This window comes from Streptosporangium nondiastaticum, assembly GCF_003011965.1.
Lineage (GTDB): Bacteria > Actinomycetota > Actinomycetes > Streptomycetales > Streptomycetaceae > Streptomyces > Streptomyces nondiastaticus.
Genome location: NZ_PXWG01000010.1, coordinates 58,466 through 82,073, shown reverse-complemented (window position 1 = coordinate 82,073; position 23,608 = coordinate 58,466). Strand labels below are relative to the sequence as shown.

Below are 23,608 nucleotides of genomic sequence, written 5' to 3'. Positions count from 1 at the left end.
GGCGAACCGCCCTTCGGACCGGGGCGAGGGGCTGTCGGCGCGCCGTCCGGAGGGCGTCGGATCAGCCCGGCTGCGGGCCCGTGGCCACCGGGCGGGACGGGTCGGACGACCACTCGCTCCACGAGCCGACGTACAGCGCCGCCGGTACGCCCGCGACGGCCAGCGCCAGCAGTTCCTGCGCCGCGGAGACGCCCGAGCCGCAGTAGACGCCCACTTCGGTGCCGTCCACGGCTCCCAGCGCGGCGAAGCGGGCCGCCAGTTCCGCGGCGGGGCGCAGGCACCCGTCGGGGGCCACGTTCTCCGTGGTGGGGGCGGAGACCGCGCCCGGGATGTGGCCCGCGACGGCGTCGATCGGCTCCACCTCGCCCCGGTAGCGCTCCCCCGCCCGGGCGTCCAGCAGCAGCCCGCGGCGGGCCAGCGCCGCCGCGCCGTCCGCGTCGAGCAGCGGCAGCGCCCCCGGCGCGGGGACGAAGTCGCCCTCGCGGACGGCCGTCGGATCGTCCGTGACCGGCCCGCCCTGCGCCCGCCAGGCGGCGAGTCCGCCGTCGAGGACGCGTACGGACGGGTGCCCGGCCCAGCGCAGCATCCACCACGCCCGCGCGGCCGCCCAGCCCTGACCGCCGTCGTAGACGACGACGTCGCCGGAGCCGACGCCGGCCGCGCGCATCGCCGCGCCGAAGACCGCGAGGTCCGGCAGCGGGTGCCGGCCCTCCTTCCCCGCGGGCCCGGCGAGCTCGCCCTCCAGGTCGACGTAGACCGCGCCGGGGATGTGCCCCGCCTCGTACTCCGGTCGCCCGGGCGGTCCCCCGAGCTGATAGCGGACGTCCAGCAGGACCGGCGGCTGCCCGCTCGCCGAGGCGTCCATGAGTTCGACTGCGCTGATGATGGCATTCATGGACCCCATCCTGACGTAGTCCGGCCTGCGGTCAACGGGCCTCTGGCGAGGCCGCGCACACCTGATCGATACTGGGCGCGCCCGCCCGCCGCGGCCGGTGCGGGCGCCGGAACGGTACTGCCCCGCGATCGCGGGCATTCTCCTGCGGGAACCCGGGAATCCCGGCGCGGCCGGGGGGCGCGTGACGGCAGGTGGTGCAACCATCTGGTCGTGCCCCGTCCCGTACCACCCCCGCGCGCCGCGGCCCGGCGCGGGACGCGCGGCCACCACGATGGTCCGAGGAGAGAGTGACATGACCGAGGTTTGGGGCTCCCCCCGGCCAGGAGCACGTGAGGGCCGGCGCGCGCCGGGCACCCCGTGCTGGACGAGTCTCCTGGCGCACGACCTGGAGTCGATCCAGGACTTCTACGGCGGTCTGTTCGGCTGGGCCTTCTACAGCCCCGGACCGCGTCAGCTGGGGCCCTACGTCCGCGCCACGGTCGGCGGCCGGGACGTGGCCGGCCTCGGGGAGCTCGCGCCCGGCGTGCGGCTGGCGACGGCCTGGACCACGTACCTCGCCGGCGACGACGCCGACGAGGCCGCGGAGTGGATCCGCTGTCTCGGCGGCACGGTCGGGGTGGGCCCGCTGTCCGCGGAGGACGCGGGGCGGCTGGTGCTCGCCTGCGACCCGGTGGGAGCGCCGTTCGGCGTGTGGCAGGGCCAGGAGCTGACGGGCGCGCAGCTGACGGGCGTGCCGGGCACGCCCGCGTGGCACGAGCTGGTGACCCGCCGGGCCTCGGCCGTCGTCGGCTTCTACCGGGCCCTGTTCGGGTACGACGTGAAGCCGGCGGACGCGGAGACCAGCGATTACCTGACGCTGCAGATCGGCGACCGGCCCGTCGCGGCGATCCGCGGGGCCGGGGCGGAGCTGCCCCGCGAGCGGGGCCCGCACTGGATGACGTACTTCGAGGTCGCGGACACCGACGCCGCGGCGCTGCGGGTCGTGGAGCTGGGAGGTCAGGTGCTGCGGCCGCCGCACGAGGGGCCGGCCGGGCGGGTGGCCACGGTCGCCGACCCGGAAGGGGCGGTCTTCACTCTGCTGCGGACAGCCCGCTGACCGGGGCGCCGGCGGAGTCGGGGTCCACGGGCAGCACGTCGGGCGAGAGGGCCGCGGCGCGGGCCGCGGCGGCCGTCAGCCTGCGGCGGTGGTGGCGCCGGCACAGCACCTCGTAACCGACCACGGTCTCGGGCTGGTTGACGTCGCCGACGACCACCTGCGCGCCCTCGACGACCATCTGCCCGCCCACCGTGCGGGCGTTGTGCGTGGCCCGCGCGCCGCACCAGCACAGCGCCTCGACCTGCAGCACCTCGATGCGGTCGGCGAGTTCGACCAGGCGCTGGGAGCCGGGGAAGAGCTTGGTGCGGAAGTCGGTGGTGATGCCGAAGGCGAAGACGTCGAGGTCGAGGTCGTCGACGATCCTGGCGAGCTGGTCGACCTGGCCCGGGTCGAGGAACTGCGCCTCGTCGGCTATGACGTAGTCGGCGCGGCCGCCCGCGGAGAGGTGGGCGACGATGTGCGCGTAGAAGTCGAACCCCTCGCCCGCCTCGACGGAGTCGGTGACCAGGCCGAGCCGCGAGGACAGCTTGCCCGCGCCGGCGCGGTCGTTGCGGGTGTAGATCATCCCTTGCAGGCCGCGGGCCGAGCGGTTGTGCTCGATCTGCAGAGCGAGGGTGCTCTTTCCGCAGTCCATCGTTCCGGAGAAGAACACCAGCTCGGGCATGGGGAAGCCAATGCCTTTCATAGGTCGGGGCGTTGTGGGGGGGAGGGGTGCGGTGCGGCGTGCGTACGTTCAGGGTCGCACTTCGAGGAGCGGCACGAGCTGCTCCACGGGCGTCATGGAGCCGTGCAGCCCCACCATCGCGGACTCGTTCGGCTCGGTCTCGGTGGCGACGATCGCGATGTCGTCGCGGGCGGCGGCGACCACGTCGCCGATCCGGCCGTAGACGCGGTCGTCGACGCCGTCGCCGGGCCGGCCGAACCAGCCGGCCTCGATCGCCTCGTCGCGGCTCGCGATCCACATCTGCTCGCCCAGCACCTCCCGCCACACGGCGAGGACGTCGGCGGCGGCGCCGGGCACGGCGTAGACGTGGCGGGCGCGCGCCTCGCCGCCGAGCAGGGCGACGCCCGCGCGGAGCTCCCAGTCCTCGTCGAAGTCGATGCGCGACTCCGGGTCGAACGGGATGTCGATCATGCCGTGGTCGGCGGTGACGTACAGGGCGGAGCGGGGCGGCAGCTGCTCGGCGAGGCGCTGGGCGAGGCGGTCGACGTACATCAACTGGCCGCGCCACTCGTCGGAGTCGACGCCGAAGCGGTGCCCCTTGCCGTCGACGTCGCTGTAGTACGTGTAGACGAGCGAGCGGTCCGCGGCGCCGAGCCGGTCGGCGGCGAAGTCCATCCGCTCCTCGCCGGAGAGCCGGCCGTGGAAGGTGCCGCCGCTCAGCGCGATCTTCGTCAGCGGGGTGTGCTGGAAGTCCGGGGCGGAGACCTGGCAGGTGTGCACGCCCGCCGCGTCCGCGAGCTGGAAGACCGTCGGGTACGGCTGCCAGGCGTGCGGGTCGGTCCAGGGGCGCCAGCGCAGCTGGTTCATCAGCTGCCCGGTGGCCGGGTCGGCCACCGTGTAGCCGGGCAGGCCGTGGGCGCCCGGCGGCAGGCCCGTGCCCACCGAGGCCAGGGAGGTGGCCGTGGTGGACGGGAAGCCCGCGGTCAGCGGGTTCGAGCCGGTCGTCAGCGAGTGCAGGAACGGCGCCTCGGCGGGGTGGGCGCGCAGCAGCTCCCAGCCGAGGCCGTCGATCAGGAACACGCACACGCGGTCGGCCGGGGTGAGCTCCAGGCCCGTGGAGAAGCCCGGGACCCCCATGCCCGCCACGGCGGCCGGCAGGAGATCGGCCAGCGAGCCCGTGCCGTAGCGGGGCAGCGGGGCCGTGCGGGGGTCGAGAGGGGCGGGCTCGTGCCAGGCGGAGCCCGCCGTCATCGGATGGGACATCAGCGGGCGGTCGCCGCGGTCGCCGCAGTGGCTTCGGAGAGCGCCTGGGCGAAGGCCAGGGTCTGGCGGACCGTGTCCGGGCCGTCGCCGGCCTCGCTGACGCGCAGGCTCAGGTCGTCGGCCGTGGAGGAGCCGGTGTAGCCGTGGTCCGCGTCGCAGTTGGGGTCGCCGCAGGCCGCGGGCTCCAGGTCGATCCGGGACACCGCGCCCCAGCCGATGTTCAGCACGACCTCACGGGGCAGGGTGCCCGGCGTGTACGACTCGGGGTTCGCGACGACGCGGCTCAGCACGACCGAGGAGATCCGCTCCAGCTTCACGGACTCCGTGGAGGTGGTGGCGTACGGGGACGGCGACGTGCCGTCGGCGGCCTGCTCGTCGGTGTGGCTGACGATGAAGCGGGTGCCGGTGAGGACGAGGACGGTGACGTGGCGGCGCACCTCGTTGGAGTCGAACGTCGTCTCCTGGTGCACCAGGTACGACACGACCGGCTCCCCGCCCACTGCGGCCTCCACCGCCTCGGCCACGAGGGCCGGGTAGTAGCCGCTGCGCTCGATCGCCGCGCGCAGCCCTTGGGTCGTCGTACCGGTCTTCGCCATAAGCCCATCCTAAGGGGCCCACGGCCCCCGCCCGCCCGATGCGCCCGCCCCGGCCCGGCCCGCCGGCCCCCGATGGGACGGGCATCACACGGAGCCTTCCATTCCACCCGGGCCGGCCGCCTGAGAGCCCCGGCGTCTCCCTCTGCGCCGCCACGGCGGGAAACCCCCGCGGCGCGGACCGGCGGTGCCGAACCAACTGCGAACGGGGCCGAGCAACCACACCGGAGGTGGGACGGCACCGCCGGACCGCACCATCGTGGCTGAGCACCGCCGCGGCGGGGACGGGCGCCGGGGCCGTTACGGCCCCCTCCCTCCGCCACGGCGGGAAACCCCGGCGGTGCCGAGCGCCCGCACGTCGGGTGCCGCCCGGTGGTCTGTTGCTGTCAGACCACCGGCAGGCTGCGCGGGCCCAGGTCCGTGCGGGCCGGGGCCGGTGCGAGGCGGATCGTGGCGCCCAGGACGTGGACGCCGTGGGGCGCCACGATCACCGGTTCGAGGTCGGCGCCGACGACCTCCGGGTGGTCGTCGACCAGCCGGGAGACCCGTAGCAGGAGCTCCTCCAGCGCCCGCGTGTCCACCGGCGTCGCCCCGCGCCAGCCGAACAGCAGCGGCGCGGTGCGGATCGAGCGGATCTGCTCGGCCGCGTCCCGGTCGGTGACGGGGACGAGCCGATGCGCGGTGTCGCCGAGCAACAGGGACGGCGCCCCCGCGAGCCCGAAGGAGAGGACCGCGCCCGCCGCGGGGTCGATCGCCGCCCGGACGACGGTGTCGACCCCGCGCGGCGCCATGGACTGGACGACGAGCCGGGTCTCCTCGGGCTTGCCGAGGAGCTCGGTCAACTCGGTGTACGCGCGGCGCAGTTCCGTCTCACCGCCGAGGTCGAGCCGGACGCCCCCGAGGTCGGCGCGGTGGCGCAGGTGCGGGGCGGTGGGCTTGAGGGCGACGGGGAAGCCGAGCCTCCCGGCCGCGCGGACCGCGCTGTCGGGGTCGGGCGCGGGCAGCGCGGGCAGCACGGCGATCCCGTACCGGGCGAGGAGCCGCTGCGTGTCGGGCGCGGAGAGGGTGACCGCGCGGGGCCCCTCGGGCGGCGGTGCCAGGACGGCCCCGTGGGCCTCCAGGAGGACCTCGATGTCCGCGGCGGCGCCCGCCTCGTCGATGTCGTCGTACTCCGGCACCCGCCCCGGCTCGGCCGCCAGCCGCCGCCAGCGTGCGTACCGCGCGGCCTCGGCGAGGGCTCGTACGGCGCGCTCGGCGGCGGGGTAGGCGGGGATCCGCACCGCCCCTCCCCCGGCGCCCGCGGAGGCGTCCACGTCCGCACCCGCACCCGCACCCGCCGGCTCCGCGAGGGCCTCCGCGAGCCCGGGGATCTCCAGGTGCACGACGGTGACCGGCTTCGCGGCGCGCGAGGCGGCGACGGCCTCCCGGAGCGCCCCGGCGAGGTCCGCCGCGGAGGCGTCCCCGACCCACGGGATGGCGGTGACGACGACGGCGTCGCACTCCTCGTCGGCGAGGGCTCCGGCGAGCGCCCGGCGGAAGTCGGCGGGCTGGGCGCCGGTGGTCAGGTCGTACGGCGGCTGGGGCCGCAGCCCGTCAGTGAGGCAGGCGTCGTAGGTGAGGAGGGCGAGGGACTCGGAATTGCCGAGGATGGCGACGCGCGGGCCCGCGGGCAGCGGCTGGGAGGCGAGGAGCAGCCCCGTGTCGGCGAGCTCGGTGACCGTGTCGACGCGGATGACGCCGGCCTGCCGGAGCAGGTCGGAGACAGTGGCGTCGGGGATCCGGGTGTTCGGCACGGCGTGCCCGGTGGGCGCGGCGCCGCCGTGCCGGGCGCCCTTGACGACGACGACCGGCTTGCGGGCGGCGGTGCGCCGCGCGAGCCGCGTGAACTTGCGGGGGTTGCCGATGGACTCCAGGTACATGAGCACGAGGTCGGTGTCGGGGTCGTCGTGCCAGTACTGCAGGAAGTCGTTGCCGGAGACGTCCGCGCGGTTGCCGGCGGAGACGAAGCTGGAGATGCCGACGAGCCCGGCGGCGCGCCGGTGCAGCCCGGACAGCAGGGCGATGCCGATGGCCCCGGACTGGCTGAAGAGCCCTATGCGGCCGGCGGCGGGCAGCTCGGGCGACAAGGAGGCGTTCAGGCGGACGCCGGCGGCGGTGTTGATGAGCCCGAAGGCGTTGGGCCCGATGATGCGCATCCCGTACGAGCGGGCCTGGCGCACGAGCTCGCGCTGCCGGTGGCGCCCGTCGGCGCCGCTCTCGCCGTACCCGGCGGAGAGGACGAGGAGCCCCTGGACGCCGTGCTCGCCGCACTCGGCGACGACGGAGGGCACCTGCTCGGCGGGCACGGCGACGACGGCGAGGTCGACGGGCTCGGGGATGGCGAGGACGGAGCGGTGGGCGGGCACGCCCTCGGGTTCGAGCCGGGCGGTGTCCTCGGGGAAGGCGTGGTTGACCGCGTGCACCCGGCCGGTGAAGCCGCCGGCGAGGAGGTTGCGCAGGACGGTGCGCCCCATGCCGCCGGGCGCGCGGCCGGTGCCGATGACGGCGACGGAGCCGGGCGCGATCAGCCGGTGGACCGAGCGGGCCTCGGCGCGCTGCTCGCGGGCCCGCTGGACGGCGAGGGAGCGGTCGGTGGGCTCCAGGTCCAGCTGGAGGCGGACGACGCCGTCCTCGAAGCTGCGCTTCTGGGTGTAGCCCGCGTCCGTGAACACCTTGATCATCTTGGTGTTGGCGGGCAGCACCTCCGCGGTGAAGCGCCGGATGCCGCGCTCGCGGGCCACGGCCGCGATGTGCTCCAGGAGGGCGGAGGCGACGCCGCGGCCCTGGTGGGCGTCCTGCACGAGGAAGGCGACCTCGGCCTCGTCGGCGGGCCCGGACGCCGGCATGCCGCGGCCGTCGACGCGGTCGTAGCGGACGGTGGCGATGAACTCGCCGCCGACGGTGGCGGCGAGGCCGACCCGGTCCACGTAGTCGTGATGGGTGAAGCGGTGCACGTCCCGGTCGGAGAGGCGGGGGTAGGGGGCGAAGAAGCGGTAGTACTTCGACTCGTCCGAGACCTGCTCGTAGAAGCTCACCAGCCGCTGCGCGTCGTCCGGTGTGATGGGGCGCAGGTGGGCGGTGCCGCCGTCGCGCAGGACGACGTCGGCTTCCCAGTGGGCGGGGTACGCGTGCTCGTGCCCGTGCTGCGCCGGCGTCGTCTGCATGGGGCCAGCGTAAGGCCGGGCACCGACAACGAGGGCGCGGCGCCGGAGCACTCCCGGCACCGTGCGACACTGGTCTAGACAACCCCTACGACCTGAAGGGCAACACCATGGCTGAGCGCCGCGTCACCGTCGGCTGGGCCGAGGGCCTGCACGCCCGTCCCGCGTCGATCTTCGTCCGTGCGGCGACCGCCGCCGGCGTCCCCATGACGATCGCCAAGGCCGACGGCACCCCGGTCAACGCCGGCTCCATGCTGGCCGTGCTGGGCCTGGGCGCCCAGGGTGGCGAGGAGATCGTCCTGGCGAGCGACGCCGAGGGTGCCGAGGCCGCTCTGGACCGCCTGGCGAAGCTGGTCGCCGAGGGCCTCGAGGAGCTCCCGGAGACCGTCTGATTCGACGGATCCCGCGCGGCGGGGCCGCGGCGGCCGATGGAGGCCGCCGCGGCCCCGTTGTCGTTCCCGGATGAAATCCATGGCATTTCCGCCACGCCGGCATGCCATTCCATAGGCGCGAGTTCAGCTGAAGAACATTTCCTTCGGTAACTCCGGAACTCCGGGCGCAAAATATGCGCGGGCGCACTTCAGGAACCGGCGATCACTGTTCTCACGGCGGACTCCTTATTCCGGGCCGTCCCCGTTGCCGTCCGCGCCGCCGGCACGGAGCGCCGCAGCCGGAATTCGCCCGGCGCCCGGTCCGCGCGGGCGGCGGCGATCGCCCGGGCCCGTTCGGCGTCGCCGCGGGCCACGGCGTCCACGAGGGCGCCGAGCAGCTCCCACGTGTCGACGGGCCGCACCGGCGGCTCCGCCGCGTACACCCAGGCGATCTTGAGCCGCAGCTGGGTGAGCAGCCCCGCGATGCTGGGGCTGCCGGACGCCTGGGCGAGCGTCTCGTCGAACCAGTCGCCCAGCGGCCGCAGCTCGCCCGTACGGCCGCCGCGAGCCCGCTCCTGGCCCAGCCTGACCAGCCCGCGCAGCACCTTCAGGTGCGCCTCCGTACGGCGCTGAGCGGCGCGCGCGGCGCCCAGCGGCTCCAGCAGGGCGCGCACCTCCAGCAGATCCGCGGCCTCCTGCTCGGTGGGCTCGGCGACGCACGCGCCGGCGTGCCGCCGGGTGGTCACGAAGCCCTCCGACGCGAGGGTGCGCAGCGCCTCGCGCACGGGCACGCGGGAGACCCCGTAGCGGCGCGCGAGGACCTCCTCGGTGAGCCTGCTGCCGGGTGGAAACGTGCCGGAAACAATGTCGTCACGAATCGCCGTGCACACGGCGTGCGCGGAAATGCGACGGCTCTCCGGAGCCGCTGTCCCCTCACCGTTCACGTACGGCCCCGCATGGGTGAACCTCCGGATAACCCCCGCGAAACGCGGCCGATTGACGTTTGTTCAGCGACTCTATTGCAGTGGCCCGCGATTTCCGACGGCGCACGGGAAGTCATCGATATGTTTTGGCCAACACGGGGCGGACGGCGGCCGGCGCGCGGGGCGTTCCGGGCACGGCGAAGGCCCCGGCCGGTGGGCCGGGGCCTTCGTCAGGCGATGGGGCGCGCGGGGCGCGGTCCGTGCTGCGTCAGACGGAGACGCCGTGCTCGGCGAGGTACGCGACGGGGTCGATGTCGGTGCCGTAGACGGCGCCCGTGCGGGCCTCGAAGTGCAGGTGCGGGCCGGTGACGTTGCCCGTGGCGCCGGAGAGGCCGATCTGCTGGCCGGCGGTGACGCTCTGGCCGACGGAGACGCCGATCGAGGACAGGTGGCCGTACTGCGTGTACGTGCCGTCGTTGTGCTTGATGACGACGTTGTTGCCGTACGCGCCGCCCCAGCCGGCCTCGACGATGGTGCCGGCGCCCACGGCCTGGACCGAGGTGCCGGTCTCGGCGTGGAAGTCGACACCGGTGTGGCTGCCGGAGGACCACAGGCCGCTGGAGGCCTTGTAGGACGTGGAGACGTACGAGCCGGCGATCGGCGAGACGAAGGTGTTGAGGCGCTTGCGCTCCTGCTCGCGGGCGATGCGCTCCTGCTCCTTGCGCTCGGCCTCGGCCTTGCGCTTGGCCTCGTCGTCGGCCTTCTTGACGTCGTAGGCCTGCTGCTTGGCGGCGGCCTCGGCCTCGTGGACGGCGGAGGACTCGGCGGCGGAGCTGCTCTGGACCTGGGCCTGCTCGCCGATGCGGCCGGCGGTGTCCTCGCCGATGACGACGGCCTGGGTCAGGCCCGTGTCCTCGGTGGAGTGGGGGACCTCGTCGGGGGTGGCGGCCAGCGCCGGGGCGGCGAAGCCCGCGACGACACCGGTGGCGGCGAGGGTGGCTATGCCCGCCGCGTTCGCGCTGACGCGAACGGCGCGGCTCGGCTTGCGGTGCTTCCCGGTGGCACGAGTGAACGCCATGGGTGAGGCTGGTCCTTTCCTTCCCTCTCGCCTACCGGGTTAGCTGACGGGTTCGGAGCAGGAAGGTCTCCTACGGATCCCTCCGGAAAGGGGCCCGATTCACCCCAGGGACACTTGGGTCCCCGGCTCCCCTGGCTCGCGCCGTACGGGGACTCGGCGATGTCTGCCCGGGCCGCGGATGCGACGCACATCTGACGGACAGACGCTTCGACGCTAGACGCCGTCACTTTCGATCGGCAAACAGAAGGACTGTTTTGTGTCCCACGCCACAGTGCAGACGTGCAACCACTCCGCTAAACCGGACATTTGGCAGGCACGCGCGCCTCTGGGGCGCGCGTGCCTGCCGGTTGACGGCGGGTCGGCGGAGCGGCCCGCCGCCGGGGTTCAGCCCGTGATCACGGTCACGTCGCCGATGCCGAGGGCCCGGACGGGCTCCTCGATCTGCGCGGCGTCACCGACGAGCACCGTCACCAGCCGGTCGGGCGGGAAGGCGTTGACGACGGCGGCCGTGGCCTCCACTGTGCCCGTCGCGGCGAGGCGCTCGTACAGCCGCGCCTGGAAGTCGTCCGGGAGGTGCTGCTCGACCTGGTCGGCCAGCGTCCCGGCGACGGCCGCCGCCGTCTCGTACTTGAGCGGGGCGACGCCGACGAGGTTCTGCACGGCGGAGTCGCGCTCCTCGTCCGTCAGGCCCTCGGCGGCGAGGGTGCGCAGCACCGTCCACAGGTCCTGCAGCGCGGGGCCGGTGGAGGCGGTGTCCACCGAGCCGCTGATGGCCAGCATGGCCGCGCCGGTGCCCTCCGGGGTGGACAGCAGCACCTGGCCGAAGGCCCGGACGCCGTAGGTGTAGCCCTTCTCCTCGCGCAGGACGCGGTCCAGGCGGGAGGTGAGGGTGCCGCCCAGGCAGTACGTGCCGACGGTCTGGGCGGGCCACACGGCGTCGTGCCGGTCGGCGCCGGTGCGGCCGATGAGGAGTTGCGTCTGGACCGCGCCGGGGCGGTCCACGATGACGACGCGGCCGGTGTCGTCGGCGGTGACCGGCGGGAGCGGGAACGGCTCGGCCGGGGAGCCCGTCCAGGCGCCGAGCGAGTCCGCGAGGGCCGCGTCGAGGTCGATGCCGGTGAAGTCGCCGACGACCACGGCGGTCGTGGTGGCGGGCCGGACGTGGGCCTCGTAGAAGGCGCGGACGGAGGCGGCGTCGATGCGGGCGACGGTCTCCTCGGTGCCCTGGCGGGGGCGGGACATCCGCGAGCCGGCCGGGAAGAGCTCCTTGGAGAGCGCCATGGCGGCCCGGCGGGAGGGGTTGGCCAGCTCGTGCGGGATCTCGTCCAGGCGGTTGCCCACGAGGCGCTCGACCTCGTTGTCCGGGAAGGCCGGGGCGCGCAGGGCGTCGGCGACGAGGCCGAGGGCCTTGGTGAGCCGGGAGGCCGGCACCTCCAGGGAGAGGCGCACGCTGGGGTGGTCCGCGTGGGCGTCGAGGGTGGCGCCGCAGCGCTCCAGCTCGGCCGTGAACTCCTCGGCGGTGTGCTTGTCGGTGCCCTCGGACAGGGCGCGCGCCATGATCGTGGCGACGCCGTCGAGGCCCTCGGGCTCGGCGGCCAGGGGGGCCACGACGTCGATGTCCACGGCGACGACCTGCTGGCCGGGGCGGTGGCAGCGCAGCACCGTCAGGCCGTTGGGGAGCGTGCTGCGCTCGGGGGCGGGGAAGGCCCAGGGGGCCGCGGGCCCGGCCTGGGGCCGCGGGTGGAAGACCATAGAAGGCTGGGTGGGGTCAGCGGCCACGGCGTCGCTCACTTGGCCGTCTCCTCTTCTGCGTCGGCGTTCTCGTCGGCGGCGGGGGCCGCGCTCTCGGTGGGCTCGTACACGAGCACGGCGCGGTTGTCGGGGCGCAGGCGGGCCTGGGCGACGCGCCGCACCTCCTCGGGGGTGATGTCCAGCACGCGCTGCACGGCGGTGAGGGCGAGCTGGGGGTCGCCGAACAGCACCGCGAAGCGGCACAGTTCGTCGGCGCGGCCGCTGACCGTGGAGAGCCGGTCCAGCCACTCGCGCTCCAGCTGGGCCTGGGCGCGCTCCATCTCCTCGGGGGTCGGGCCCTCGGCCGCGAAGCGGGCCAGCTCCTCGTCGACGGCGGCCTCGATGGCGGGGACCTCGGCGCCGCCGGAGGCCTTGACGTCCAGCCAGCCCAGCGAGGGGGCGCCGGCGAGCCGCAGCAGGCCGAAGCCGGCGGCGACGGCGGTGCGGTCGTGGCGCACGAGGCGGTTGTGGAGGCGGGAGGACTCGCCGCCGCCGAGGACGGTGACGGCCAGGTCGGCGGCGTCGGCCTCGCGGGAGCCGTCCTGCGGGAGGCGGTAGGCGGCCATCATGGCGCGCGCCGGGACCTCTTCGCGGACGACCTGGCGGAGCTCCTCGCCGATGGTGTCGGGGAGGCTGCCGTCGCGCGGGGGCTGCTTGCCGTCGTGCGCGGGGATGGAGCCGAAGTACTTCTCGATCCAGGCGAGCGTCTGCTCGGGGTCGATGTCGCCGACGACCGAGAGGACGGCGTTGCCCGGCGCGTAGTACGTGCGGAAGAAGGCGCGGGCGTCCTCCAGGGAGGCCGCGTCCAGGTCGGCCATGGAGCCGATCGGGGTGTGGTGGTACGGGTGGCCGTCGGGGAAGACCATGGCCGTCAGCCGCTCGAAGGCGGTGCCGTAGGGGACGTTGTCGTAGCGCTGGCGGCGCTCGTTCTTGACGACGTCGCGCTGGTTCTCCATCGACTCGTCGTCGAGGGCGGTGAGCAGGGAGCCCATCCGGTCGGCCTCGAGCCACAGGGCCAGCTCCAGCTGGTGGGCCGGCATGGTCTCGAAGTAGTTGGTGCGCTCGAAGCTGGTGGTGCCGTTGAGGGAGCCGCCGGCGCCCTGCACCAGTTCGAAATGGCCGTTCCCCTTGACCTGTGCCGAGCCCTGGAACATAAGGTGCTCGAAGAGGTGGGCGAGGCCGGTGCGGCCCTTGACCTCATGGCGCGAGCCGACGTCGTACCAGAGGCAGACGGCGGCGACCGGGGTCAGATGGTCTTCGGAGAGCACCACCCGCAGGCCGTTGGCCAGGCGGTGCTCGGTCGCTGTGAGGCCGCCGGTACCGGCCTGTTGCGTGGCCGTGTGACCCATGGGCATGTACGTCCCTTCGATCGCTTGAGATCTCGCGCCCGTGCGCGACGACTCGTGCGCGATGGCTCGCGTATGAACAGTGCTGTCACTGTATGCAAGCGCGCTGACATCCGGCGAAGTTCCCGGCGCGGTGCCCCCTTACGGACGGGTCGTGTCCGGTGTTGTCAGTGGCGCGGTCCACAATGGTCCGCGTCAGCACCCTGCCTCGGCAATCGATCGAAGGAGCCGCAGCCGCGATGGCCCGCCGCAGCACGAAGACCCCGCCGCCGGAGAACTTCGAGGAGCGCATCCTCGACATCGACGTCGTCGACGAGATGCAGGGTTCCTTCCTCGAGTACGCCTACTCCGTCATCTACTCCCGGGCCCTGCCCGACGCGCGCGACGGCCTCAAGCCGGTCCAGCGCCGCATCCTCTTCCAGATGAACGAGATGGGCCTGCGGCCCGACCGGGGCCACGTGAAGTGCGCCCGGGTCGTCGGCGAGGTGATGGGAAAGCTGCACCCGCACGGCGACGCCTCGATCTACGACGCCCTGGTGCGCATGGCGCAGCCGTTCTCCATGCGGCTGCCCCTGGTGGACGGCCACGGCAACTTCGGCTCGCTCGGCAATGACGACCCGCCCGCGGCCATGCGTTACACCGAGGCCCGGATGGCGGCGCCGACGTCGCTGATGACGGAGTCCATCGACGAGGACACGGTCGATTTCGCGCCGAACTACGACGGCAGCGAGCGCGAGCCCGTCAGCCTGCCCGCCGCCTATCCGAACCTGCTGGTCAACGGCTCGTCCGGAATCGCGGTCGGCATGGCGACGAACATGCCGCCGCACAACCTCGGCGAGGTCATCGCCGCCGCCCGGCACCTGATCAGGCACCCCGGCGCCGACCTCGAGACGCTGATGAAGTTCATCCCCGGCCCGGACCTGCCCACGGGCGGCCGGATCGTCGGCCTGAACGGCGTCCGCGACGCGTACGAGACCGGCCGCGGCACCTTCAAGATCCGCGCCACCGTCTCCGTGGAGAACGTGACGGCGCGCCGCAAGGGCCTGGTGGTCACCGAGCTGCCCTTCACGGTCGGCCCCGAGAAGGTCGTCTCCAAGATCAAGGACCTGGTCGGCTCGAAGAAGCTCCAGGGCATCGCCGACGTCAAGGACCTCACCGACCGCGCCCACGGCCTGCGCCTGGTCATCGAGGTGAAGAACGGCTTCAACCCCGAGGCCGTCCTGGAGCAGCTCTACAAGCTCACGCCGATGGAGGAGTCCTTCGGCATCAACAACGTGGCGCTGGTCGACGGCCAGCCGCTGACGCTGGGGCTCAAGGAGCTCCTGGAGGTCTACGTCGACCACCGCTTCGAGGTGGTGCGGCGGCGCAGCGAGTTCCGGCGCGGCAAGCGGCGCGACCGGCTGCACCTGGTCGAGGGCTTGCTGGTGGCGCTGCTCGACATCGACGAGGTCATCAGGATCATTCGATCGAGTGAGAACGCGGCGCAGGCCAAGGAGGCTCTGATCGCCCGCTTCTCCCTCTCCGAGGTGCAGACGCAGTACATCCTCGACACCCCGCTGCGCCGGCTGACGAAGTTCGACCGCATCGAGCTGGAGTCCGAGCGCGACCGGCTGACCGAGGAGATCGAGCAGCTGACGCGGATCCTGGAGTCCGACGCGGAGCTGCGCAAGCTGGTCTCGGGCGAACTGGCCGACGTGGCGAAGAAGTTCGGCACCGACCGCCGTACGGTCCTGCTGGAGTCGGCGGGCGCCCCGGCGTCGGCGGTGCCGCTGCAGGTCGCCGACGACCCGTGCCGCGTCCTGATGTCCTCCACCGGCCTGCTGGCCCGTACGGCCACGGGCGAGCCGTTCCCGCCGGCCGCGGGCGAGGCCAAGCGCGTCAAGCACGACGTGATCGTCTCGGCGGTGCCGGCGACGGCCCTGGGCGAGGTGGGGGCGGTGACCTCGGCCGGGCGGCTGCTGCGGCTGCGGGTGATCGACCTTCCGCAGCTGCCGGAGACGGCGGCGGCGCCCAGCCTGTCGGGCGGCGCGCCGGTGGCGGAGTTCCTGTCCCTGGCGGACGGCGAGTCGGTCGTCTGCCTCACCACGCTGGACGAGTCCTCGCCGGGGCTCGCGATCGGCACGGAGCAGGGCGTCGTCAAGCGCGTGGTCCCGGACTATCCGGCCAACAAGGACGAGCTGGAGGTCATCTCCCTCAAGGACGGCGACCGGATCGTCGGGGCGGCCGAGCTGCGGACGGGCGAGGAGGACCTGGTCTTCCTCACGGACGACGCCCAGCTGCTGCGCTACCAGGCCTCGCAGGTGCGTCCGCAGGGCCGCCCGGCGGGCGGCATGGCGGGCATCAAGCTGTCCGCGGGCGCGAAGGTGATCTCCTTCACGGCCATCGACCCCGCGGCGGACGCGGTGGTCTTCACCCGGGCCGGGGCGCGGGGCGGCATGGGCGGTGCCACGGAGGGCTCGGCGAAGCTGACGCCGTTCGACCAGTACCCGCGCAAGGGACGGGCGACGGGCGGCGTGCGCTGCCAGCGCTTCCTCAAGGGCGAGGACTGCCTGGTCATGGCCTGGGCGGGAGCCGCCCCGGCGCGCGCCGCGGACGCGAAGGGCGCGCCGGTGGAGCTGCCGGAGGCCGACCCGCGCCGGGACGGCTCGGGCACGCCCCTGGCGAAGCCGGTGAGCGCGATCGCGGGCCCGGTGTAAGCAGCAGGGCGGGGGCGCTGCCTGTGCGGCGGCGCCCCCGTCAGGCCTGCGCGTACCGCAGGACTCCCCACATGGCGTGCTCCTCGGCGAGGGGCTCCCCCTCCGTGACGCGGCAGCGTTCCAGACCGGCCCGCAGCGCGCCGGCGTCGACTCCCCTGCCGATCAGTACGAGCTGGGTGAGGCGTTCCTCGGCGCGGGCCCAGGAGGAGCGGTAGAAGCGCAGGAAGTCGCCCACGGCGTGCACGGCGAACTTGTGCTTGTGCCCGGCTATGCCGAAGTACACGAAGCCCTTGATGCGGTAGAGGCCCTCCGGCCGGCTGTCGAGGAACTCCATCAGCCGCCGCGGGTCGACGGGCTCCGCGGAGACGAACTCGATGCTCTCGTAGGCGGCGTGCAGGTGGCCGCCGTGGTCACAGCCGTCGTGGCAGTCGTGGCACGTGGGGGCGTCGTCGTGGGCGTCGTCCTCGTCGCTGTCGTGCAGGTCCTCGAAGGACAGCTGCCGCACGGCCGCCGTGTCCTCCTCGCGCGGCTTGCGGTCGAAGAGCAGCTCCGGGTCGATGCGCCCGTAGGAGGCCGGTACGACGGGCGTGCCGGGGCTGAGCTCCGCCAGGGTGCCCAGGAGGTCCCGGCGGGCCTCGTCGCCGATCCTGTCGGCCTTGTTGAGGACGACGAGGTCGGCGATCGCCACGTGCCGGTCGAGTTCGGGGTGGGTGGCGCGGGTGGCGGCGAACTCGGCTGCGTCGACGACCTCGACGAGTCCCCCGTAGACGATGTCCTTGTTGTCGCTGGCGAGGATCATCCGGATGAGCTCCTGCGGCTCGGCCAGCCCGCTCGCCTCGATGACGATGACGTCGATGCGGGCGGCGGGGCGGGAGAGCTTCTCCAGGAAGCCGTCGAGCTCGCTGGTGTCGACGGCGCAGCACAGGCAGCCGTTGCCCAGCGAGACCATCGAGTCGACCTGGCCGGCGACGCTCATCGCGTCGATCTCGATGCTGCCGAAGTCGTTGACGACGGCCCCGATGCGGGTGCCCCCGCTCCTCCCCAGGAGGTGGTTGAGGAGGGTGGTCTTGCCCGATCCCAGGAATCCTGCGAGAACGATGACCGGGATCTGTCGCTTGGCCACGGGGGGCGCCTCCATCGTCAGTCGAGCACGGCAGGGACCGGCTGGGGCGGGGGCGGGCCCACGTACCGGGCCGCCGGGCGGATGATCTTCGAGTCGTCCGCCTGCTCCAGGATATTGGCGCTCCAGCCGATCACGCGGGCCGCGCAGAAGGTGGGGGTGAACATCTCGCGCGGCAGCCCGCACAGCTCCATGACGACGCCCGCGTAGAACTCGACGTTGGTGTGGAGCTCCCGGCCGGGCTTGAGCTCGGCGAGGATCGCCTCCACCCGGCCCTCGACCTCGACGGCGAAGTCCACGAGGTCCCCGCCGAACTCCTGGGCGATGCCGCGGAGCATCCGGGAGCGGGGGTCCTCCGTGCGGTAGACGGGGTGCCCGAAGCCCATGATCCGGTCGCCCGCGAGGACGCGCTCGCGGATCCAGGAGTCGATGCGGCCGGGCGTGCCGATGGCGTCGAGGGTGTCCAGGGCCCGGCTCGGGGCGCCGCCGTGCAGGGGGCCGGACAGGGCGCCGATCGCGCCGCACAGGCAGGCGGCGAGGTCCGCGCCGGTGGAGGCGATGACGCGGGCGGTGAACGTCGAGGCGTTGAAGCCGTGGTCGATGGTGGAGACGAGGTACTGCTCGACGGCGCGGGCCCGCCGGGCGTCGGGCTCGGTCCCGGTCAGCATGTAGAGGTAGTTGGCGGCGTGGGGCAGGTCGTCGCGCGGCTCGACGGGCTCCAGGCCCTGCCCGAGCCGGTACAGGGCCGTGAGCAGGGTGGGGACGGCGGCGCAGGCGGCGAGGGCGTCGGCCTCGCGCCGGGCGGGGGCGGTGTCGTAGAGGGGCCCGAGGCCGGCGGAGGCGCCGAGCAGGGACAGCGCGGTGCGCAGTCCGGCGAGAGGGCCCGAGCGGGCGCCGGCGCGGGCGATGCCCGGCAGGGCCTCGCGCACCTCCTGCGGCAGCCGGCGCAGGGCGGCGGTCTCGGCGGCGAAGCGGGCGCGCTGCTGCGCGTCCGGCAGGGACCCGCGGAACATCAGGTGCCAGACGTCCTCGAAGGAGCGCGTCTGCGCGAGTTCGACGGCCGAGTACTGGCGGTAGTGGTAGAAGCCCTCCCGGCCGCGGACGTCGCCGAGCGCGGTGTCGGTGACGACGACGCCGGCCAGTCCACGGGGCACATCGGTGATCGGCATGGCTGCCTCCTCAGCAGGTGATCGATCAAATCTTGATGCGACTGTCCATGCTTGACTCAATACTTGTCAATATTGATTCGAATCAATATAGAAGGGTGGATAGCGTGTGCCCCATGGCGGACCACAGAACGGACGGCGGCGAGGCGCGCGCCGGGGCGGAAGACCGGCGGATGACCACGCGCGAGGTCGCCGAGCGGCTGGGCGTGAAGCCGGAGACGGTCTACGCGTACGTCAGCCGCGGCCAGCTCAGCAGCCGCCGCGGCCCCGGCGGGCGCGGCAGCACCTTCGACGCGCGCGAGGTCGACGCCCTCCTGCGGCGCGGCAGGCGCGAGACGGCGTTCGGCGGCGAGACGGCGATCCGTACGGGCATCACCCTCATCGACAAGGACCGGTACTACTACCGGGGAGTGGACGCCACCGCCCTGGCGGAGCGGTACACCTACGAGGAGGTCGCGGACTGGCTGTGGACGGGCCGGCTGCGGCGCGGCACGCGGTTCACCGCCCCGCACGACGCGCTGATCGCAGCGCTCCGCGCCGTGGGCTCCCTGCCCTCGCACGGCGGGCCCGCCGACCGGCTGCGGGTGGCCGCGATCGCGGCGGCCGCCGCCGACCCGCTGCGCTTCGACCTCTCGCCGCAGGCCGTGCTCGGCACCGCGCGCGGCCTGATCCCCACGCTGGTCGACGCCCTCCCGGCCGCCGGGCCGCTGCCCCGGGAGGACGGCGGCGGGCCGCTCCCCCGCCGGCTGTGGTCGCGGCTGACCGCACAGGCGCCCGACGAGGCGTCACTGCGCGCCCTGGAGGCGGCCCTCGTGCTGCTCATCGACCACGACCTGGCCGCGTCCACGCTCGCGGTGCGGGTCGCCGCCTCGGCCCGCTCCCACCCCTACGCGGTCGTCACGGCCGGCCTCGGCGTCGTGGAGAGCCCGCTGCACGGCGCCGCGAGCGGGCTGGCGCACCGGATGCTCACCGAGGTGCTGGAGCGGGGCAGCGCGGGCGCGGTCGTGGCCGACCACCTGCGCGGCGGGCGCCGCGTGCCCGGCCTCGGCCACCGCCTCTACAAGGGGCCCGACCCCCGCGCCACGGCCCTCTTCGCCCGGCTGGAGGCCGTGCCGGCCGCAGCCGGAGCCCTCGCCGCGGCCCGGGAGGTCGAGGCGACGGCGGCCCGGCACGTGCCCCTGCACGCCAACGTGGACCTGGCCCTGGCCGTGCTGTCCGTCTCCGCGCAGATGCCGCCCGAGGCCGGGGAGACCGTCTTCGCGGTGGCCCGTACGGCCGGCTGGATCGCGCACGCCCTGGAGGAGTACGGGGAGCGCCCCATGCGGATGCGGCCCTCGGGCGAGTACTCCGGCCCCACGCCGCCCCAGCCCCTGCCCTGACGCCTTCCCGAGGGACACTTTCAGGCCACCCCGCGGACTTCGGCCGTGCCGGCCGTCCCGCCGCACGAACACCGGCAGCTCAGGTTAGGCTTACCTTTGTGAGTACGTGCGCGACCGCCTCCCGCCAGCTGGCCGAGCCCTTGGCCGGCACCGCCGCCACCGCGCGGACGTGGCTGCTCGTCGAGCAGCCCGGGCCCTGGGGCGCGGACGCACTGACCGCGAGCCACCTCGACCCCGATGTCGGCCGGGCGCTGGACGCGGCCGCGGAGGGCACGGGCGTCCGCATCGCGCTGATCCGCCGCCCCGGCCGGCACGCCGACTGCCACCAGCCCGGCACCCACCGGGTGTTCGCCGCTCACACGGCCCCGGGCCGCTCCTGGATCCGCACCGCTGCGATCGCCGATCCCGCGGAGCTGACCGGGCTGGACTTCGCCGCGCTCGGCGCGGGCGAGCACGGCGGCCTGTGGGAGGCCTACGACGGCGACCCGCTGGTGTTCGTGTGCACCAACGGCAAGCGCGACCGCTGCTGCGCCCTGCTGGGCCGCCCCCTCGCCGCCGAGCTGGCCGCGTCCGGGGCGGAGGCGTGGGAGGTCACCCACATCGGCGGCCACCGCTTCTCCCCGACCCTCTTCGTCCTCCCGTACGGCTACGCGTACGGCCGGGTCACCGCCCACGGCGTCAAGGACGTCCTGGAGGCGGTGCGCGACCGCCGGATCGTCACCGGCGACTGCCGCGGCCGCTCGGCCTGGGAGCGCCCGGCCCAGGCGGCCGAGCTGGCGGTGCGCGAACTGACCGGCGAGGAGGACGCGGACGCCCTCGACGTGACGCGCACCGAGGGCGCGGCGCCGCACTGGACGGTCGCCGTCGCCCACACCGACGGCCGGACCTGGCAGGTGGCCGTCGAACAGGGCGCCGCGGAGCCCGCCCGGCCGGAGAGCTGCGGACGCGCTCCGGCCACGCCCGCACGGATGGACGTCATATCCGTCACTCCCCTCCGTACGGACGTCCCCGCGGAGGCACTGATCGGTCCGCGCCCCTCCCGTCCGGATGCCTTCAGCCCGCCTTCTTGACGAACTCCGTGGTGTAGGTCTTCTGCAGGTCCACCGTGGCGCCCTTGAGGTCGGGGTTGAAGGACTTGAGCACTTCGTGGACCGTCCGGGGCCCGTCCTCGGGCATCACGCCGTCCTTGGTGAACATCGGCAGGGTGTTCTTGATCGCCTGGACGTAGAGGTCCTTGCCGCCCTTGGCGTAGTCGTCGGGCATCTTGGCCGCGATCTCCTCCGGGGTGTGCTCGGACATCCACGCGAGGGTCTTCACGAACGCGTTGGCGAGCTTCTGCACCACCTCCTTGTGGTCGTTGACCCAACCGGTGTTCATGTACAGGCTGGACGCCGGGTAGAGGCCGCCGAGCGCCGCCCGCGACCCCTCGGGGGTGCGCATGTCGACGAGCACCTTGCCGGCGTCCTTGGCGAGGACCTGCGCGACCGTCGGGTCGGTGGTCATCCCCCCGTCGATGGAACCCTGCTGGAGCGCGGAGATGAAGGTCTGCCCCGCACCGACGGCCACCGGCGTGAAGTCGCTGACCTTCACCCCGTTCTTCACCGCCAGGTACTTCGTCAGGAAGTCGGTGGAGGAGCCGAGCCCGGTGACGCCGAGCTTCTTCCCCTTGAAGTCCTTGGGCGAGGCCAGCTCGCCCGCGGCCTTCTTCGAGACGACCTCGACCTCCCCCGGCGTCTGTGCGAGCTGGACCACGGACTCCACCTGCTTGCCCTTCACCTGCAGGTCGAGCGTGTGGTCGTAGAAGCCGACGACGCCCTGGACCTCGCCGGAGACGAGGGCGGTGGTGGCCTGGACGCCCGCGGGCTCGGTGAGCAGGTCGACGGTGACGCCCTCCTCCTGGAAGTAGCCGAGCCGCTGGGTGAGCACCGCCGGCAGGTAGATGACCTTGTCCAGGCCGCCGACCATGATCTTGACGATGTCGCCCTTCGCCGCTTCCAGCGCCGGGTTCGGCTTGTTCGTCGACGACTCGTCGGCACACCCGGCCAGGGTCAGGCACATCACGGCCGCGACGGCGCCCGCGCGGGCTCCGGCGGTCTTGCTGAACGTACGCATCGCTCTTCCTTACGGTCGGTGGTTCGCGGGGGACGAACAGGACGTGCAGGACGTGCTGGGGGGTGGTGTGAGGATGCGGTGGGGGTGCGAGCGGGGCGGGACGGAGCGGCGGCGTGCCGTCACTCCCCCGGCCCGGAACCGCCCGGCTTCCAGCGGAAGAGCCGCTTCTCGGCGAAGGTCAGCAGCCCCTCCGCGAGCAGCGCGACGACGGCGAGGATGACCATGGCCGCGTACACGCCGGCCGTGTTGAACGTGCCCTGCGAGGCGGAGACCAGCAGGCCGATCCCCTTCGTCGCGCCGATGTACTCGCCGACGATCGCGCCGATGAGCGCGAAGCCGAAGCTCACGTGCAGGCTGGTGAAGATCCAGGACGTCGCCGAGGGGATGACGACCTGCAGCGTCACCCGGCGGTTGCTCGCGCCCAGGATGCGGGCGTTGGCCACCAGGTTGCGGTCCACCTCGCGGGCGCCCTGGAAGGCGTTGAAGAACACGGGGAAGAAGACCAGGACGACCGCCGAAGCGACCTTGGAGGCGGGACCCAGCCCGAACCAGATCAGGAAGATCGGCGCGAGGACGATCCTCGGCAGCGCGTTGAGGACCTTGATGTACGGGCCGAAGACGTCGGCCAGGAAGCGCACCCGGCCGAGCGCGGTCCCGAGCACCACGCCGCCGGTCACACCCAACGCCCAGCCGAGCAGGGCCTCGTAGAGCGTGTACCAGATCTGCTCGCCGAGCGAGCCCTGCGCGGTGCCGTGGAGCGTCCACTGGACGATCTGGTCCCAGATCTTCGACGGCATCGAGAAGTTGAACGGATCGATGACGCCGTTGCGGGCCGACAGCTCCCACGCGGCCAGCACGACGGCGAGGACCAGCACGCGCGCCGCGTACACGGTGAGCCTGCGCTGACGCGCGGCCTTCGCGCGGGCCGAGGTCCGGCCGAGGGCCAGGGCGGCGGGGGCGCCGACGGATTCGACGGACTCAAGCGACACGGGAGGCACCCCTCTCACGGGTGATGCGGACCTCTTCGCCCAGGGAGGACCAGATCTCGCGGTAGATCTCCACGAACTCGGGCTCCAGGCGGATGGATTCGACCTTGCGCGGGCGCGGCAGCCGCACGGGGAAGACCTGTTTGACGGTCGCCGGCCCGGCGGTCATGACGACGACCTTGTCGGCGAGGGCGATCGCCTCCTCCAGGTCGTGGGTGACGAAGATGACGGAAGCGGCCCGTCCGCCGGGCCGGGAGCCGTGGGAGCCGCCCCACAGCTCCAGCAGCTCGTCCGACATCAGGGCCCGCGTCTGTACGTCGAGCGCCGAGAAGGGCTCGTCCATCAGGAGGATCGCCGGGTCGCACACGAAGGTCTGGGCGAGCGCGACGCGCTTGCGCTGGCCGCCGGAGAGCTGGTGCGGGTAGCGGTCGGCGAAGGCCGCGAGCCCCACCCGGCCGAGCCAGTCGCGCGCCCGCTCCCGCGCCTCGGCCCTGGGCACGCCGCGGAAGCGCGGCCCGGCGGTCACGTTGGACAGCACCGTCCGCCAGGGGAAGACGGCGTCCTGCTGGAAGACGAAGCCGACTTCCGGCCGGATTCCGGTCACCTGCTCGCCGCCGACCAGCACGTCGCCCTCGGTCGGTTCCTCCAGGCCGCTGACCAGGGTGAGCGTGGTGGACTTCCCGCAGCCGGTCGGGCCGACGACCGCCACGAACTCGCCCTGCCCCACGGTCAGGTCGAGATCCCGTACGGCGGTGTGCGAGGCGCCCGACGGCGTACGGAACACCTTGCTCGCGCCGCGCAGCTCGATCGCCGGAGCGTGGCCCGGCGGGGTGCCACTGATCATGCTTGCCGCCTCCTCCTGTGCAGGTTTCCGGCCAAGGGGGTGGCCGGTGCTGGAGGCTAGATGTGGCGTGTGGCGCACAGACAGC

19 protein-coding genes and 1 riboswitch are annotated in these 23,608 nt (G+C 73.6%); of the genes, 5 read left to right on the top strand and 14 right to left on the bottom strand.

What is annotated here, in order from left to right; all coding sequences use genetic code 11:
- Positions 1 to 61 precede the first annotated feature (61 nt).
- Positions 62 to 895, bottom strand: a complete 834-nt coding sequence (locus B7P34_RS07190) for a sulfurtransferase (RefSeq protein WP_106674965.1) — start codon at positions 893 to 895, stop codon at positions 62 to 64.
- Between the two features lie 292 nt (positions 896 to 1,187).
- On the opposite strand from B7P34_RS07190, the gene B7P34_RS07185 reads away from it, so the two are divergent.
- Entirely contained in the window at positions 1,188 to 1,991 is an 804-nt protein-coding gene (locus tag B7P34_RS07185) for a VOC family protein (RefSeq protein WP_106674964.1), read from the top strand.
- Here the strand turns inward: B7P34_RS07185 and B7P34_RS07180 are convergent.
- From B7P34_RS07180 to B7P34_RS07165, 4 genes are all read right to left on the bottom strand, one after another.
- The gene (locus B7P34_RS07180; protein ID WP_106674963.1) at positions 1,966 to 2,655 is read right to left on the bottom strand and encodes a thymidine kinase; all 690 of its coding nucleotides are present in this window, start codon (positions 2,653 to 2,655) and stop codon (positions 1,966 to 1,968) included. The two genes, B7P34_RS07185 and B7P34_RS07180, sit on opposite strands and share 26 nt — an antisense overlap.
- A 69-nt stretch (positions 2,656 to 2,724) precedes the next feature.
- Complete coding sequence (locus B7P34_RS07175) at positions 2,725 to 3,918, bottom strand: alkaline phosphatase family protein (RefSeq protein WP_106674962.1); 1,194 nt, start codon at positions 3,916 to 3,918, stop codon at positions 2,725 to 2,727.
- Entirely contained in the window at positions 3,918 to 4,514 is a 597-nt protein-coding gene (locus tag B7P34_RS07170) for a DUF5998 family protein (protein WP_030368622.1), read from the bottom strand. Before B7P34_RS07170 ends, B7P34_RS07175 begins: the two co-directional genes overlap by 1 nt.
- 383 nt (positions 4,515 to 4,897) lie before the next feature.
- On the bottom strand, positions 4,898 to 7,714 hold the full coding sequence (locus B7P34_RS07165) for a bifunctional acetate--CoA ligase family protein/GNAT family N-acetyltransferase (protein WP_106674961.1): 2,817 nt from the start codon (positions 7,712 to 7,714) through the stop codon (positions 4,898 to 4,900).
- A gap of 107 nt (positions 7,715 to 7,821) precedes the next feature.
- Between B7P34_RS07165 and B7P34_RS07160 the strand changes: the two genes are divergently transcribed.
- Entirely contained in the window at positions 7,822 to 8,103 is a 282-nt protein-coding gene (locus tag B7P34_RS07160) for an HPr family phosphocarrier protein (protein ID WP_030368624.1), read from the top strand.
- Between the two features lie 188 nt (positions 8,104 to 8,291).
- Here the strand turns inward: B7P34_RS07160 and B7P34_RS07155 are convergent, their stop codons facing one another.
- The 4 genes from B7P34_RS07155 to B7P34_RS07140 all read right to left on the bottom strand — a co-directional run bounded on the left by B7P34_RS07155 (position 8,292) and on the right by B7P34_RS07140 (position 13,229).
- Entirely contained in the window at positions 8,292 to 8,972 is a 681-nt protein-coding gene (locus tag B7P34_RS07155; protein ID WP_223267588.1) for a GntR family transcriptional regulator, read from the bottom strand.
- A gap of 301 nt (positions 8,973 to 9,273) precedes the next feature.
- Positions 9,274 to 10,083 (bottom strand): M23 family metallopeptidase, encoded by an 810-nt coding sequence (locus B7P34_RS07150; RefSeq protein ID WP_106674959.1) that lies wholly within the window; start codon positions 10,081 to 10,083, stop codon positions 9,274 to 9,276.
- A 13-nt stretch (positions 10,084 to 10,096) separates the two neighbouring features.
- Positions 10,097 to 10,252, bottom strand: a riboswitch (cyclic di-AMP (ydaO/yuaA leader).
- A gap of 215 nt (positions 10,253 to 10,467) precedes the next feature.
- Positions 10,468 to 11,874: a M16 family metallopeptidase gene (locus tag B7P34_RS07145; RefSeq protein ID WP_223267587.1), complete on the bottom strand. Its 1,407-nt coding sequence runs from the start codon at positions 11,872 to 11,874 to the stop codon at positions 10,468 to 10,470.
- The gene (locus tag B7P34_RS07140; RefSeq protein WP_223267586.1) at positions 11,871 to 13,229 is read right to left on the bottom strand and encodes a M16 family metallopeptidase; all 1,359 of its coding nucleotides are present in this window, start codon (positions 13,227 to 13,229) and stop codon (positions 11,871 to 11,873) included. The genes B7P34_RS07145 and B7P34_RS07140 overlap by 4 nt, the downstream gene beginning before the upstream one ends.
- A 230-nt stretch (positions 13,230 to 13,459) precedes the next feature.
- Here B7P34_RS07140 and B7P34_RS07135 point away from each other — a divergent pair, with 230 nt between their 5' ends.
- Positions 13,460 to 15,916: a DNA gyrase/topoisomerase IV subunit A gene (locus B7P34_RS07135; protein ID WP_106674956.1), complete on the top strand. Its 2,457-nt coding sequence runs from the start codon at positions 13,460 to 13,462 to the stop codon at positions 15,914 to 15,916.
- Between the two features lie 40 nt (positions 15,917 to 15,956).
- Here B7P34_RS07135 and B7P34_RS07130 read toward each other — a convergent pair whose 3' ends face one another.
- Positions 15,957 to 17,039, bottom strand: a complete 1,083-nt coding sequence (locus tag B7P34_RS07130; protein ID WP_106674988.1) for a CobW family GTP-binding protein — start codon at positions 17,037 to 17,039, stop codon at positions 15,957 to 15,959.
- Positions 17,040 to 17,056: 17 nt separating this feature from the next.
- Positions 17,057 to 18,205 (bottom strand): citrate synthase/methylcitrate synthase, encoded by a 1,149-nt coding sequence (locus B7P34_RS07125; RefSeq protein WP_106674955.1) that lies wholly within the window; start codon positions 18,203 to 18,205, stop codon positions 17,057 to 17,059.
- A gap of 113 nt (positions 18,206 to 18,318) precedes the next feature.
- On the opposite strand from B7P34_RS07125, the gene B7P34_RS07120 reads away from it, so the two are divergent.
- Positions 18,319 to 19,581, top strand: coding sequence for a citrate synthase family protein (locus B7P34_RS07120; protein ID WP_106674954.1), 1,263 nt, complete (start codon positions 18,319 to 18,321; stop codon positions 19,579 to 19,581).
- A 98-nt stretch (positions 19,582 to 19,679) separates the two neighbouring features.
- Positions 19,680 to 20,651: a sucrase ferredoxin gene (locus B7P34_RS07115; RefSeq protein WP_106674953.1), complete on the top strand. Its 972-nt coding sequence runs from the start codon at positions 19,680 to 19,682 to the stop codon at positions 20,649 to 20,651.
- Here the strand turns inward: B7P34_RS07115 and B7P34_RS07110 are convergent.
- The 3 genes from B7P34_RS07110 to B7P34_RS07100 form a co-directional block, all read right to left on the bottom strand.
- Complete coding sequence (locus B7P34_RS07110) at positions 20,635 to 21,693, bottom strand: ABC transporter substrate-binding protein (RefSeq protein WP_106674952.1); 1,059 nt, start codon at positions 21,691 to 21,693, stop codon at positions 20,635 to 20,637. The genes B7P34_RS07115 and B7P34_RS07110 overlap by 17 nt on opposite strands.
- Positions 21,694 to 21,812: 119 nt before the next feature.
- Complete coding sequence (locus B7P34_RS07105) at positions 21,813 to 22,682, bottom strand: ABC transporter permease (RefSeq protein WP_106674951.1); 870 nt, start codon at positions 22,680 to 22,682, stop codon at positions 21,813 to 21,815.
- Positions 22,672 to 23,523, bottom strand: a complete 852-nt coding sequence (locus B7P34_RS07100; protein ID WP_106674950.1) for an ABC transporter ATP-binding protein — start codon at positions 23,521 to 23,523, stop codon at positions 22,672 to 22,674. The genes B7P34_RS07105 and B7P34_RS07100 overlap by 11 nt, the downstream gene beginning before the upstream one ends.
- Between the last annotated feature and the right edge of the window lie 85 nt (positions 23,524 to 23,608).